Genomic DNA, 15665 nt, shown 5'->3' on the forward strand with positions numbered 1-15665 from the left:
TACCGAGTGGCTGGCTGATTGGGGGCGCCCGCCGGTCAGGGCGGCGGAGCCAGGTACTGCGGTGTCGGGGCGCGGTTCGGCGGCGGTCGGGACGCCGATGCTTTGCTCAGGCACCCCGAAGGCTTCTTGCAAGCGCCTGCTACTGAAGCATACGGAGTCGGGCCTCCGTACTAGCCCGTAGGCCAAAATGCCGCTGGCTACGGATTGTGAGGGGGCGGGGATAAAATCAATTTTACCGCAGAAAAAACCTACTAAACCAGCAAAGCACCATGCCCCGAAAAATGGGACCGGGTGCTTCTGCGCAATGGTTCCCTGCATGCGGTATTTCCCGAAAAGCTACCTGCTGGTGGCGCTGCTTCTGACGACGCCGGCTTTGGCCCAGGACCCCGGCTCCGGGGGCCCCACGCCCGGCACCCCCGAGCCCACGGCCGTGCCCCTCGACGGCGGCGCGGTGCTACTGCTGGCCGGCGGGGCGGCCTACGCCCTGCGCCAACTCCGCCGCCCGCGTCGTCGCCGGGCCTAACCTCTCACCTGCCTACTTCACACTCCGCTTCTCTATGAAAAAGCTGTACGCTTCCCTGCTGACCGGCCTGCTGCTGGCCGCCACCACGCTGGCCACCCAGGCCCAAACCATCCGCCGCGTGAACAACTCCGGTATCACGGGCACCAACATTTACAGCACCATTCAACTGGCCCACGACGCGTCGGTGGCCGGTGACATCATCCAGGTGGAGCCCTCCAGCACCGGCTACGGCACGCTGACCTGCTCCAAGAACGTGACCATCGTGGGCCCGGGCTACTTCCTGGGTTCCAGCCAGAATGCCGGCCTGCAGGCCAACCCGACCTCGGCCCAGCTGGGCACCGTGTACTTCAACACCGGCAGCGCGGGCGCCTCTATCGCGGGCCTGACGCTGAGCGACATGTACATCGGCACCAGCAACGTCACCGTGCAGCGCAACTACTTCACCAGCTGGCTGTACGTGGGCTACGCTACCACCGGCCAGAGCAACCTGAACATCCGCCAGAACTACCTGTATGGCCTGAGCTACTACAACTACGTGGCCAACAACGTCTTGGTAACCAACAACATCATCTACGCCACCTCGGTGAACCTGCAGGGGTGCAGCGGCGAGTTTACCAACAACGTGGCGCTGAGCTCGGTGTCGATGGACAACTTCAACGTGCGCAACAACTACTTCGCCAGCAGCTTCACGCCCAGCAACAACATCTACTCCTACAACATCAGCGCGCAGGCGGGCTTCTCGACGGCCAACAACAACCAGAACAACGTGCCCCAGGCGTCGGTATTTACGCTCGCGCCCGGCGGCTCGCAGTTTGATGCCTGGTACCAGCTGAAAACCGGCACCAACCCGGCCCGCGGCACCGGGCAGAGCGGTACCGACATCGGCGCCTTCGGCGGCAACACGCCCTACAAGCTCTCGGGCATCCCGGCCATTCCGACGATTTACCAGTTCAACCAGACGCTGAACGGCAACACGCTGAACGTGAACCTGAGCACCCGCTCGAACAACTAACCGCCCCCAGCCATGCAATTCCCTTCCCGAAACGACGCGGGGCGGGGCGGTTGGTGGGGGCGCCCGGTCGTGCTGCTGATGCTGCTCGTGAGCAGCATCCTAGGCAGCGCCTTACCCGGAGCGGCCCAGACGATCAGCCAGGCCGAGTACTACCTCGACAGCCCTGACCCCGGCTTTGGCGCCGCCACGCCCATCACCATCAGCTCCCCCGCGGCCGACCTGGCCAGCCTCTCGTTCACGCACGACGTGAGCAGCCTGAGCGCGGGCTTTCACCGCCTGGCCGTCCGCACCAAGGACGCCAACGGGCAGTGGAGCCTGAGCACCCGCCGCACCTTCTACTACGAGCCGCTGGCCGCCACCGCCAGCAACGTCAATAAGGTGGAATACTTCGTCGATGCCGACCCCGGTTTCGGCCTGGCCACCGACGTGCCCGTCACGGCCGGCGCCGACCTGGCGGGCGTCACGTTCTCGCTGAGCGTGAGTGCGCTGAGCACCGGCTTCCACATCGTCGGCGTCCGCTCGCGGGATGCCAACGGGCAGTGGAGCCTGACCACGCGCCGCACCTTTTACTACGAGCCGGCGGCGGCGACGGCCGTCAACATCACCAAGGCCGAGTACTTCATCGACACCGACCCCGGCTTTGGCAGCGCCACCGACATTCCGGTGGCCGCGCCGGGCAACGACCTGAGCGGGCTGGCCTTCAGCTACGACGTGAGCGGGCTGAGCGCGGGCTTCCACAACCTGGGCGTGCGCACCCGCGACGCCAACGGCAAGTGGAGCCTGACCACGCGACGCTCCTTTTACTACGAGCCGGCCGCCGTGGCCGCCGTGAACATCACCAAAGTCGAGTATTTCCTCGACACCGACCCCGGCTTCGGCAGCGGCACCGACGTACCCGTAACGGCCGGCCTGGACGTGGCGGGCGTGGCCATTTCCATCCCGGCCGGCGCGCTGACCACGGGCTTCCACACCATCAGCGTCCGCTCCAAGGACGCCAACGGCAAGTGGAGCCTGACCACGGCCCGGCCCTTCTACTACGAGCCGCTGCCGGCCGCCGCGCCGAACATCACCAAGATTGAGTACTACTTCGATACCGACCCCGGCTTTGGCAGCGCTACCGACGTACCAGTAGCTTCGCCGGCACCAGATATGGCCGGTTTTGGCTTTATGGCCGACGCCTCGGCCCTCTCGGACGGCGCGCACCGCTTTTTTGTACGGACGCGCGACGCGGGTGGCAAATGGAGCCTGGTGACCAACCGCAGCTTCCTGAAGAACGGCTGCGCCTCCTCAGCCAACTTCGCCGCGGGCCTGCCGAGCGTGAACTACAACTACGGCGGCAGCACCAACGGGCTGGCTGAAACGGCCTTCAACGCGGACCCGGCTGCGCCCAACACCAGCAACTCGTTCTACGGCTACAACGGCAGCCTGCTGCAGGCTGACCTGGGCAGCACTCAGACCATCAGCGAGGTGCGCTACAAGCTCACGCCGAGCAATACCAGCAACTTTACGGTGCTGGTGCAAACGGCCCTAAGCCTGACCGGTACCTACACCACGGTGGACACCTACACGGCCAGCTTCGCGGTGGGTACGACCACGCCGGTAACCCGCACCCTGGCCGCGCCGGTCAGCGCGCGGGTCGTGCGCATTGTCATTCAGAACAGCACCGGGCAGTACGCCATCATTTCGGGCGCGGGCAGCTATTACTTCAACTGCGCCGGCCCCACCATTACCAGCTTTACGCCTGCGGGCGGGGCCCCGGGCACCAGCGTGGTCATCACGGGCACCAACCTGACGGGCGCCACGGCGGTGACCTTCAACGGCACGGCGGCCCCGGGTTTCGTGGTCAATTCCGGCACCCAGATTACGGTGTCGGCCCCGGCCGGCGGTACTACCGGCCAGATCTGCGTGACCACGCCGGGCGGCACGGCCTGCTCGGCGGCCAGCTACGCGTATCCGCCGACCATTGCCACGGGCACGGTGTCGCCCGCTTCGTTCTGCGCCAGCACCTTTATTTCGGTGCCGTTCACCACGAACACCGGCGCCTACCTGGCCGGCAACCAGTTCAAGTTTCAGCTTTCGGACGCCAACGGGGTATTCACGGCCAACAGCCGCCTCTACGGCACCGGCTCGATCAACACCAACGGCGGCGTGCTGACCGACAGCATTGCCTTCCGCACCCCGGCCGGCACGGGCTACCGCATCCGCGTGGTGGCCACCAACCCGGCCGTGACGGGCACCGACAACGGCGTGAACCTGACGGTGCGCGGCGTGCCGGTGGCTACGGCTTCGGCCGCCCAGACTTCGGTGCCCTACAACGGGACTATTCAGCTGACGGCCGGTCCGGCCAGCCAGGCCAGCTACCAATGGTACGTAGCTTACACCAGCGGCGGCACCAGCTACGTGGGCAGCGGTGCGACGCTGAGCATCGGCAACGCCCAGCCCAGCCAGAGCGGCCGCTACTTCGTGTACGTGCAGAACAGCGGCGGCTGCCAGGACTCGGCCTCGGTGCGCGTGACGGTGCAGCCCTCGGCCCAGCCGATTCTGTCGATGAGCCAATTCAGCTACTCCGGCTGCGCCGGCAACTCGCTGAACATCGGCTTCTCGGTGCAGGGCAACGTGTTCGGCAGCGGCAACGTGCTGACGGCGCAGCTCTCGGACGCCAGCGGCTCGTTTGCTGCTCCCACGACCATCGGCTCGGTGGGCTTCACGGGGCAGGGCTCCGGCTCGATTTTCTCCACGTTCCCGGCTGGTACGCCCACGGGCAACGGCTACCGGGTGCGCCTGGTGGGCTCGAACCCGAACGTGACCAGCCAGACCGACAACGGCTCGAACATCAGCCTGACCCAGCAGCCAGTGGCGGTGGCCTCGTCGAACTCTCCGGTGCCGTACGGCGGCACGATTCAGCTGCTGGCCCAGCCGGTGGCCGGGGCCTCGTACCAGTGGTTCGGTCCGAACTTCGCCTCCACCCAACAGAACCCGATTATTACCAACGCCACGCAGTCGGCCAACCAGGGCACGTACTCGCTGTACGTGACGGTGGGCGGCTGCCAGAGCCCGGTATCGACCACGCAGGTGACGGTGCAGCCCTCCACGGACCCGATTCTGAGCGTGACGCAGTTTAGCGGCGCATTCTGCGCAGGCAGCAACCGCAACATCGGCTTCAGCGTGACGGGCAACAATTTCGGCGCCGGCAACGTGCTGACGGCCCAGCTCTCGGACGCTACGGGCTCCTTCGCCGCGCCGGTGAGCCTCGGCACGGTGGGCTTCACGGGTCAGGGCTCCGGCTCGATTTCGGTGACCTTCCCGCTGAATACCACGCCCGGCGCGGGCTACCGCGTGCGGGTGGTGGGCAGCAGCCCGGCGGTGCTCAGCATCAACGACAACGGCTCGAATCTGACCGTCAACCCGGCCCCGGTGGCGGCCGTGCTGACCAACAACTCGCCGGTAGCCACCGGCGCTACCGTGACGCTGACGGCCCAGGCCGTGAGCGGGGCCACTTACGTGTGGACGGTGCCGGGCTTCGGCAACGTGAGCACCGGCAGCAGCCCGACGCTGAACTTCAGCAACGCCACGACCAGCAACTCGGGCACCTACTCGCTGACGGTGACGCTGGGCAGTTGCTCGGCTACGGCTACCGCTCAGGTGACGGTGAACCCCAGCGCCCCCACGCTGACGCTGAACTCGAACGCGGCGCGCCAGACCTGCGCCGGCAACTTCCTGAACCTGAGTTTCACGGTGGACGGCAGCGGCCTGACGGCCGGCGGCACGGTTTCGGCCGAGCTGTCGGATGAAAACGGCTCGTTTGCGGCCCCGACGGTTATCGGCACGCGCAGCTTCACGGGCACGGGCACCAGCACGGTGGGCGTGACCGTACCGGCCACGGCCGTGACGGGCAGCCTGTACCGGGTGCGCCTCGTCAGCACCAACCCGGCGCTGACTTCGGCCGAAAGCGGGCTGTGGAGCATCATCAACCTGGGCAGCGTCGTGGCCTCGTCGAACTCGCCGGTAGCGGCGGGCGGCACCATTCAGCTGACCTCGGCCGGTGTGCCGAACGGCGCCACGCTGCAGTGGACCGGCCCGGGCTTCAGCTCCTCGCAGCCGAACCCGCAGATTCAGAACGCGACGCAGAGCAACGCGGGCAGCTACACGCTGAACGTGACGCAGAACGGCTGCACCGTGGAGCGCACCATCACGGTGAGTATCGGGCAGCCGATGGCCTCGGTCACGACGGGCCAGTTCAGCGGCTCGTACTGCCCCGGCTCGGCGCTGAGCGTACCGTTCACGACCCAAGGCGTATTCGGCGGCGGCAACGTGTTTACGGCTTTGCTGTCGGACGCCAGCGGCTCGTTTGCCTCGGCTACCAGCATCGGTTCGATCAGCCTGAGCGGCACCAGCGTCAGCGGTATCATTTCGGCCACGATTCCGGCCGGCGCGGCCGTGGGCACTGGCTACCGGATTCGGGTGGATGCTTCGGCTCCGGCTACCAGCAGCTCGAACGACAACGGGACCAACCTGGCGGTGCAAGCCGTGAGCTACACCTGGACGGGCGGCTACAACACCAACTGGTTTGACGGGCGCAACTGGTCGTGCGGGCAGGTACCGACGGCTACGAGCAACGTCATCATCAGCACGGGCTCGTACTACCCGATTGTGACGGGCACCGGCGCGGTGGTGAACAACATCACCGTCATCAACGGTGCCTCGTTCCAGGTATCCAGCACGTTTACCATCTACGGCAACGTGGTGAGCAACGGCACCTGGGTGACGGGCGGCTCCTACGTGTTTGCCGGCAACGGCACGCAGACGGTGGGCGGCTCGACGGCCGTGTACTTCGGCGGCGTGACGGTGAACGGCACCTCGACGCTGAGCTTGAACACCGGCATCTACGTGTCGGGTAACTGGCTGAACTACGGTGGCTTCGTGGGCGGCTCGTACTTCGTGAACTTCAACGGCACGGTAGGCCAGGTTATCGGCGGCTCGTCGGTGACCAACTTCTACTCGGTCATTGTATCGAACACCCTGGGCGGGCTGACGCTGAACCAGAACATCTACGTGCTGGGCAACTGGACCAATAACGGGGTATTCGTGGGCGGCACCTACGTGACGACCTTCGGCGGCACCGTCAACCAGATTATCGGCGGTACGCAGGTCACGAACTTCGGCGGGCTGACCATCCTGAACACCGCGGGCGGCGTGACGCTGAACACCGGCATCGGGCTGGGCGGGGCGTTTGTCAACAACGGCTCGTTCGTGGTGGGCGTGCAGTCGGTGGCCTTCAACGGCACGGTGCTGCAAACCATCGGCGGCTCGACCGTGACGAACTTCTACCACGTGACCATCAACAACACGGTGGGCGTCAGCCTGGTGTCGAACATCTACGTGCTCGGCAACTGGATCAACAACGGGCAGTTCGCGGCGGGTAATTACACGGTGGTGTTCAACGGTACGGCGGCGCAGATTATCGGCGGTACGCAGGTGACGAACTTCTACGACGTGACCTTCCAGAACCCGGTGTCGGTGACGCTGTACCAGAACATCTACGTGCTGGGCGGCTTCGTGAATACCGGCGTGTTCTACGGCTACTACCTCACCGGCGGGGTGCCCACGGGCCACTTCGTGCGCTTCGGCGGCACGGCGGCCCAGGTCATTTCGGCCAACGCCACGACCTACTTCTGGCACTTCTACGTCGACAACGCGGCGGGCGTGAGCCTGGCCTCGAACATCTACGTGGCGGGCAACTACTACCTGTATTCGGGCTCGTTCACGCCGAGCACCTACACGGTGTTTTTCAACGGCCTGGGCGGCTACGTGCAGACGGTGGGCGGCTACACCGGCCTCTCGTTCTACGGCTGGAACATAGGCAGCAATACTGAGGTGCGCATCCTGCAGAACGTAAGCTGGCTGGGCTCGTTCGTGAACAACGGCACCTTCTACGGCTACGACCTGGTGGGCGGCGTGTACACGGGCTACACCTGCTTGTTCAACGGTACGGCGGCGCAGGTTATCGGCGGCGCGGGCACCTACAATTTCTGGCACGTGACCTGGAACAACCTCGTTTCGGTGACCTTGCAGACGAACGTGTACGTGCTGGGCAACTGGCTGAACTCGGGCGGCTTCGCGCACGGCGGCTACACAGTGTTCTTCAACGGCACGGTGGCCCAGACCATCGGCGGCGTAGTCAACACCGTTTTCCACCATGTGAGCGTGGGCAACCTGGTGTCGGTGACCCTGGCGCAACCGATTACGGTGCTGGGCAACTGGCTGGGCACCGGCGTATTCCTGGGCGGCTCGTACCTGGTGTACTTCAACGGCTCGGCGGCCCAGACCATTACCGCCTCGGCCGATACGCGCTTCTACAACGTCCGCTTCCAGAACCCGGCTTCGGTGACGCTGCTCTCGCACCTGTACCTGACCGGTAGCTGGGTGAACGACGGGGGCTTCGTAGCCGGCGGCTACGGGGTGTACTTCGTGGGCTCGGTGCTGCAAACCATTGCCGGCTCGGTGCTGACGCAGTTCCACCACGTGACCATCGGCTCGGGTGCCAACGTGCGCATCGACCGGGCCATTACGGTGCTCGGCGACTGGACGGCCAACGGCACCTTCCTGCCTAACGGCTTCGTGGTGACCTTCGCCGGCACGGTGAACCAGATTATCGGCGGCACGGCGGCAGTGATACCCTTCTACGGCATCGTCATCACCAACACGGTGTCGGTGACGCTGGCCCAGGACATCCGCGTCCGCGGCGGCTGGGTCAACAACGGGGTGTTCGTGCCGGCTACCTACACAGTGTACTTCGACGGCACGGTGGCCCAGGTTATCGGCGGCTCGGCCGTGACGACCTTCCACCATTTGAACATCGTCAATACGGTGGGCGTGACGCTCGGCGGGCCGATTTTCGTGACGGGTAACTTCGTCAACGACGGCCTATTCGCGGTGGCCGGCTACCTGGTGACCTTCAACGGCACGGTGGCCCAGACCATCGGCGGCCTGGTGGTGACGGCCTTCCAGGGCATCACCTTCAACAACACGGCCGGGGTGAGCCTGCTGAACGACATCCGGGTGCGCGGCGACTTCCGCAACCTGGCTTTGTTCACGGCCGGCGGCTACACGGTGTACTTCGACGGCACGGTGGCCCAGGGCATCTACTGCCCGAGCGGCACGCTCAGCTTCCACCACGTGACCTTCGCCAACGCGGGCGGCGTGACGCTCTACAACAACGTCTTCGTGACGGGCAACTGGCTGAACAACGGCGGCTTCCTGGCCAATGGCAAGCTGGTGACCTTCAAGGGCTCGGTGCTGCAAACCATCGGCGGCTCGGTGGCTACCACCTTCCACCACCTGACCCTGGCCTCGGGCGCGAATGTCCGCATCGACCGCGCCATTACGCTGCTGGGCAACTGGCTGAACAACGGCGCGACCTTCGTCGCCAACGGCTTGGCGGTGCTCTTCAACGGCACGGTGGCCCAGACCATCGGCGGCACGGCCCTGACGGTGTTCCACCACCTGACCATGACCAACCTGGCGGGCGTGAGTCTGGACTACGACGTGGATTTGACCGGCAACTTCGTCAACTCGGGCATCTTCTGCGGCTGCGGCAAGAAAACCCGCTTCATCGGTACCACGGCGCAGACGATTACCTGCACCTCGGGCAACACCCGCTTCCACGACGTCACCTTCGACAACGCGGCCGGCGTGACCTTGCTCGACGCCATCGGCGTGACGGGCAACTGGGTGAACAACGCTGGGTTTATTGCCAATGGGCAGCTGGTGCTGTTCAGCGGCACGGTGCTGCAAACCATCGGCGGCACGGCGCTGAGCACGTTCTTCAACTTGCAAATCACCAACGCCGTGAACGTGCAGCTGCTCCACGACATCGTGGTGGGCGGCTACTGGCTGAACTCGGGCATCTTCTCGGGTAACGGCTACCTGGTGACCTTCAACGGTACGAGCCAGCAGACCATTACCACCACCGGCTCGACGGCGAAGACCACCTTCCACCACGTCACCTGGGCTAACCCCGTGGGCTGCGTGCTGGGCGGCGACATCTACGTGATGGGCAACGGGCTCTGCAACGGGCCCTTCAACCCGGCCACCTACACGGTGTACTTCAACGGCACGGTGGCGCAGACCCTCGGCGGCTCGGCCCAGATTCGCTTCTACGGGCTGAACGTGCAGAACACCGTGGGCCTGACCTGCAACGGTCCGGTGTACCTCTACGGCAACCTCACCAACGGCGGCCTGGTGAACGTGGGCAGCTACCCCTGGTACTGCGTGGGCACTTCCGCCCAGACGCTCGGCGGCAGCACCACCACGCCCATCCGCTTCTACGACCTGCTGATTCAGAACAGCTCGGGCGTGACGCTGGGCAGCGCCGCCGGCGTAACCCACGTGCTGACGATGACCTCGGGCAACCTGGCTTCGGCCGGCTTCCTGACCCTGCACTCGAATGCTTCGGGCACGGCCATGGTAGTCAACCCCGTGGGCGGGGGCCTGGTGACGGGCCGCAGCACGATGGAACGCTACATCAGCGGCCCGGTGAGCGGCTACCGCCACTATTCCTCGCCGATGCAGCTGGGCTCGGCCACCGTCAGCGAGTTTGCCGACGACCTGCCGGTCTTCGAGCTGAACCCGGCCTACAACACGGTGGGCAACACCGCCAACCCGTTCCCGACCTTCTACCAGTACGACGAAACCCGCCTCAGCGCGGCGGCCAACGTCTTCGACCGGGGCTGGATGGTGCCCACCGCAACGGATAACCTGCTGCCGATGCGCGGCTACTCGGCCATGACCGACCCGACGACGACCGTCGACATCAGCGGCGTGCTGCAGAACGGCGCGGTGAGCATCCCGCTCAGCCGGGGTGGGCAAACGGGCGCGGGCTGGAACCTGCTCGGCAACCCCTACCCCGCCCCCATCGACTGGGACCTGGTGCCCGGCGCGGCCGGCCTGGACAAGGCCATGTACGTGTACGTGCCCTCGGGCCGCTACACCGGGGCCTACCGCTCGTACGTGAACGGCGTGGGCCAGAACGGCGGCAGCAAGGACCTGGCCGCCATGCAGGGCTTCTTCGTGCGGGCCACGGCGGCCGCGGCCACGGTCACCCTGACCAACGCCGTGCGCCACACCGCCTACCTGAGCCCGGCCTTCGAGCGGCAGGCGCAAACGAGCCCGGCCACCGCGCCCAAGCCCCTGCTGCGCCTGGAAGCCCGCAACGCCCAGGGGGCCGCCGACGAAACGGTGCTCTACTTCGATCCGCAGGCCGGCCAGGGCTACCAGGCAGGCTACGACGCCTACAAGGTGCAGCTCAACGGCAACGGCCGCCCCAGCCTCTGGAGCAACACCGCCACCGACGCGCTGAGCATCAACGGCCTGCCCGCGCTGGCCACGGCCGGCGTGGTGCCGCTGGGCTTGCGCGTGAGCCAGAACGGGGCGCACACGCTGGTGCTGACGGCGCTGCAGCACCTGCCGGCCGGCACCCAGGTGCTGCTGGAAGACCGCCTGCTCAACCGCCGCCAGGACCTGGCCCTGGATTCGGTGTACGCCTTCACGATGCACCCCGACTCCACCCGCCAGCGCTTCTTCCTCTGGTTCCAGCCCCGCATAACCAGCACCAGCAGCGCCCAGCCGCAAGCCAGCGTGAGTTTGTTCCCGAACCCGACCCACGGCGTGGCGACGCTGACCGTGGCCGGCCTGCGGGAGACGACGGGCACGGTCCGCGCCGAAGTGCTGAACACGGTGGGCCAGGTGGTGCGCACGCTCAGCCTGCCAGTGCGCCAAGGCGTCATCACACAGGAGCTGAACCTGCGCGAGCTGCCCACCGGCGTGTACACCCTGCGCCTGCACTCGAATGGCGGCACGGTGGTGCGCCGCCTGGTGAAAGACTAATCACCGAAGCACCACGAGCAACTCAGTCAGACACCCCGGTAGGTTTCCTGCCGGGGTGTTTTCCGTTCCGCTGCTGCCGGGCCTGCGCCCGGTTCGCGGGGCTGCAACAATAGATTCCTTTTCCCTCTCCTTCCGCTTCATTCCATGTTTCGCTTGCTCCTCTGGATTGGATTGGTGGGTTTGGCGCTGGCCAGCCAGGCTCAGCCCGTGCCCCGCAATGCCCGCCTCGATTCGCTGGAAGCCCGGCTGCCCCAGCTCAGCCGCCCCGATACCAACCGCGTCCGGCACCTCAACGAGCTGGTGTGGGAAAACCGCGACAGTAACCCCCGCCGCGCCCTGCGCCTGGCCGCCGAAGCCGAAGCCCTGGGCCAGCGCCTGCGCTACCGGCGGGGCCTGGCCAAAACCTACATTCTGCGCGGCATCATCTACGCCACCACCGGCCGCTTCGCCGAGGCCATTGCCGATTTCGACCGCTGCCGCCGCGAGCGGGCCGCCCTGGGCGACTGGCAGGGCGTGGCCGGTGCCATCAACAACATTGGGGAGGTGCAGGCCAGCCAGGGCCACTACCAGCAGGCCGTGGCCACCTACGTGCGGGCCCTGCGGCTGGAAGAAAAGTACGGCACCCCGGAGCGCATTGCCGCCGACCTGGCCAACCTCGGCGTGGTGTACTACCAGCTGGGCCGCTACGCCCAGGCCCTGCGCTACCACCGCCGCTACCTGCACCTGCCCGGTCGCACCCCCGATGCCCACAACGACGCCCAGGCTCACTACCTGCTCGGCCAGGACTTCGCCCGCCTCGGCCCGCCCGACTCGGCCCGCCACCACTACCAGCAGGCCATTGCCATCAGCCACGCCCACACCGACCTGCACACCGAAGCCCAGGCCCAGCTCGGCCTGGGCGAGCTGCTGGTGGCGCGCCGCGACTACGCGGCGGCGGCCACCGCCCTGGGCACGGCCCTGCTGCTGGCCACCCAGGTAGACGACGCGGCCACCCGCGCCGGCGCCCTCAGCGCCCAGGGCCGGCTGCTGCTGGCGCAGCGACAGCCCGCAGCGGCGCAGGCCGCCTTCGAGCAGGCCTACGCACTGGGGCGGCGCATTCAGGCGCGGGAAGTGGTGCGCGGCGCGTTGCAGGGCCTCAGCACCGCCCACGCCCGCCAGGGCCGCTACGCCCAGGCCCTGCGCTACAGCGAGCAGACGGCCGCGCTCAAGGATTCTTTGCTGAACGAAGCCAGCACCCGCCAGATAACCGAAATGCAGGTGCGCTACGACACCGAGCGCCAGGCCGCCCGCAACCGCCTGCAGGCCGCCCAGCTGCGGGCGCAGCAACAGCTCATCCGGCGGCGCAACACCCAGCTGATTGGCGGCCTGGTGGTGGCCGCGCTGTTGGCGGGCCTGGCTTACCTGCTCCACACCCGCCGCCGCCTGCAGCAGCGGGTGGCGTTTGAGCAGGAGCGGCAGCAGCTGGAGCGGCAGCGGGCGGCCGCCGTGCTGGAGGCCGAGGAAAACGAGCGCCGCCGCATCGGCTCCGATTTGCACGACGGCATCGGCCAGCTGCTGACGGCCGCCAAGCTCAATCTGCACGCCCTGCAGCAGCAGCTCGGCCCCGGCCGGCCCGGCCACGAAAACCTGCTCGACAACGCCCTGGCGGTGGTCGACGAGTCGTTTCGGGAAGTGCGCGGCATCTCCCACAACCTGATGCCTAACGCCCTGATCAAGCGCGGGCTGGCCGCCGCCGTGCGCGACTTTCTCGACAAGCTGCCCTCCGACAACGGCCTGCGCGTGGAGGTGCAGGCCTACGGCATCGACGCCACGCAGCTGCCGCCCCACGCCGAAAGCGTACTGTTCCGGGTGATTCAGGAGCTGGTGCAGAACATCATCAAGCACGCCCAGGCTACCGAAGTCACCATCCAGCTGGTGCAGAGCGCGGCCGAGCTGACGGTGACGGTGGAAGACAACGGCCGGGGCTTTGATGCGCAGGGTCTGGAAGCCGACGTGGGCATCGGGCTGCGCAACGTGGCCACGCGCATGACCTACCTCGGCGGCCGGGCCGAACTCGATACCGCCCCCGGCCGTGGCACCACCGTCACGCTGGAAGTGCCGCTGACGGCCCCGCCCGCGCCCGCGGCCTGAGTGCCGACGGGCGGCCCTGGGCCGGCCGCCCGGCCGCCCCGGCTGAAGTAGCTGAGGCTCAAATGTCCGATGCATTGTAGTGCATGCAACAATCTGTATGTTTAAGCGGGGCCCACTGAAACGGTCCTCAGTCTCCGCCGCGCTCCGTCCATGCTGTCTATTTTCCCCTGCTGGCGCCGGCTGCTGCCCGCCTTGCTCGTAAGCCTGCCTCTGAACGCGTGGTGCCAGTCGCCCCCGCCCGACAGCCTCGACCAGCGCCTGGCCGCCGCCCCCGATTCGGCCCGGCTGCGGCTGCTGCTGGCCGACGGCGAGGCCCTGCGCCGTACCTCCCCCGACCGCGCCCTGCAGCGCGCCCAGGCCGCCGTGCGCCTGGCCCGGCAACAGCATCTACTCGCTCCCGAAATAACCGCCCGCCTGCTGCAGGGCCGCCTCTACAATGCGCTGGGGCAGCATTCGGAGGCCGCCGCGCAGCTGCACGCGGCGCAGCGCCTGGCCCAAACCAGCCGCGACACGCTAAGCCTCGCCACGGCCTACCTGCTGCTGGGCACTACCTACAAAAACCTCCAGCAGTACGCGCCTTCGCTCCAGTATGCCCAACAGGCCCGCCGCTACTACGCCCGCGCCGTGCGGCAGGGCCGGCCCGAGGCCCGCCGGGGCGTGGCCGTATCCTACAACAACAGCGGCACGGTGTACCTGGAGCAGCAGCAGTACCTGCTGGCCATGGCCGATTTTCAGCAGGCGCTACGCCAGGGCCGCGCCCTCGGCGACTCGGGCGTGGTGGTGCTGGCCCTCTACAACCTCGGCGCCATTGCCCTGCAAACCAAGCAGGCCGCCGCGGCCGAGCGCTACTACCGCCAGACCCTGGCCATCGACCAGCAGCAGGGCAACCCGCAGGGCCAGGCCGAATCGTGGCTGAACCTGGGCGACGCGCGGCTGCAGCTCAAGCGCCACCGCGACGCCGAGCAGGCCTACGGCGCGGCCCTGCGGCTGGCCCGGCAGGTGGAGGCCCGCCCGCTGATCCGGGTGATTTACGACGGCTTCGCCTCGCTCTACGAAGCCACCGGCCGCTACCAGGACGCGCTGCGCTGGCGCACCCGCTTTCAGAACCTGAACGACTCGCTGTACCAGGCCGAAGCCGCCGAACAGGTGACGGAGATGCGCACCAAGTACGAAACCGAGCAGAAGGACGCCCAGAACCGCCTGCTGCGGCAGCAGAAGCAGCTGCAGCAGGCGCAGCTGCGGACCCAGCAGCAGGTTATCCGGCGGCGCAACACCCAGCTGCTGACCGGCCTGGCCCTGGCGGGGCTGCTGGCCGCCGTGGGCTGGCTGCTCTACACCCGCAACCGCCTGCGCCAGCAGGTGGCCTTTGCCCAGGAGCGGCAGCTGCTGGAGCGGCAGCGGGCGGCCGCCGTGCTGGAGGCCGAGGAAAACGAGCGGCGCCGCATCGGCTCCGATCTGCACGACAGCGTAGGCCAGCTGCTCACCGCCGCCAAGCTCAACCTGCACGCCCTCGGCCAGCAGCTCGGCCCCCGGCTCGATGGCCAGCAGGTGCTGCTCGACAACGCCGTGGCCACCGTCGACGAGTCGTTCCGCGAGGTGCGCGGCATTTCGCACAACCTGATGCCCACGGCCCTGCTGCGGCGCGGGCTGGCCGCCGCCGTGCGCGACTTTCTCGACAAGCTGCCCTCCGACAACGGCCTGCGCGTGGAGGTGCAGGCCTACGGGCTGGACGATATCCGCCTGCTGCCGACGGTGGAAAGCGTGCTGTTCCGGGTGATTCAGGAGCTGATGCAGAACATCATCAAGCACGCCCAGGCCACCGACGTAACCCTGCAGCTGGTGCGCGGCGCGGACGACCTGACCGTGACGGTGGAAGACAACGGCCGGGGCTTCGACCCCGGCGCGCTGGCGTCGGATGAAGGCATCGGGCTGCGCAACGTGGTCACCCGCATGGCCTACCTCGGCGGCCAGGCCCACTTCGACGCGGTGCCCGGGCGCGGCACCACCGTCACGCTGGAAGTGCCCCTGCAGGTGGCGGCCGTCGTCGATTAGAGGCTGGTGCGCCTGCCAGAAGCATGCCGAAACGAGCGGGGCCGGCTGCCTTCTCGCGTAATG

At 67.2% G+C, this 15665-nt stretch carries 5 protein-coding genes; all 5 read left to right on the plus strand.

Annotated features, from left to right (window positions below):
- Positions 1-316 precede the first annotated feature (316 nt).
- The 5 genes from FDY95_RS19590 to FDY95_RS19610 all read left to right on the plus strand — a co-directional run bounded on the left by FDY95_RS19590 (position 317) and on the right by FDY95_RS19610 (position 15602).
- Positions 317-523 (plus strand): PID-CTERM protein-sorting domain-containing protein, encoded by a 207-nt coding sequence (locus tag FDY95_RS19590; RefSeq protein WP_138080221.1) that lies wholly within the window; start codon positions 317-319, stop codon positions 521-523.
- Between the two features lie 34 nt (positions 524-557).
- Entirely contained in the window at positions 558-1535 is a 978-nt protein-coding gene (locus FDY95_RS19595; protein WP_138080222.1) for a hypothetical protein, read from the plus strand.
- A gap of 12 nt (positions 1536-1547) precedes the next feature.
- Positions 1548-11420 (plus strand): discoidin domain-containing protein, encoded by a 9873-nt coding sequence (locus FDY95_RS19600; RefSeq protein WP_138080223.1) that lies wholly within the window; start codon positions 1548-1550, stop codon positions 11418-11420.
- Between the two features lie 144 nt (positions 11421-11564).
- Positions 11565-13550 carry a tetratricopeptide repeat-containing sensor histidine kinase gene (locus FDY95_RS19605; RefSeq protein WP_138080224.1) on the plus strand — a complete coding sequence of 662 codons (1986 nt, stop codon included), beginning with the start codon at positions 11565-11567 and terminating at the stop codon, positions 13548-13550.
- Positions 13551-13700: 150 nt separating this feature from the next.
- Positions 13701-15602: a tetratricopeptide repeat-containing sensor histidine kinase gene (locus tag FDY95_RS19610; protein WP_138080225.1), complete on the plus strand. Its 1902-nt coding sequence runs from the start codon at positions 13701-13703 to the stop codon at positions 15600-15602.
- Positions 15603-15665 lie beyond the last annotated feature (63 nt).

The organism is Hymenobacter jeollabukensis (assembly GCF_005771675.1).
GTDB classification, from domain to species: domain Bacteria; phylum Bacteroidota; class Bacteroidia; order Cytophagales; family Hymenobacteraceae; genus Solirubrum; species Solirubrum jeollabukense.

Coding starts and splice junctions, on each gene's coding strand:
- FDY95_RS19610 (WP_138080225.1), top strand. CDS start 13,701: ATGCTGTCTATTTTCCCCTGCTGGCGCCGGCTGCTGCCCGCCTTGCTC.
- FDY95_RS19590 (WP_138080221.1), top strand. CDS start 317: ATGCGGTATTTCCCGAAAAGCTACCTGCTGGTGGCGCTGCTTCTGACG.
- FDY95_RS19600 (WP_138080223.1), top strand. CDS start 1,548: ATGCAATTCCCTTCCCGAAACGACGCGGGGCGGGGCGGTTGGTGGGGG.
- FDY95_RS19605 (WP_138080224.1), top strand. CDS start 11,565: ATGTTTCGCTTGCTCCTCTGGATTGGATTGGTGGGTTTGGCGCTGGCC.
- FDY95_RS19595 (WP_138080222.1), top strand. CDS start 558: ATGAAAAAGCTGTACGCTTCCCTGCTGACCGGCCTGCTGCTGGCCGCC.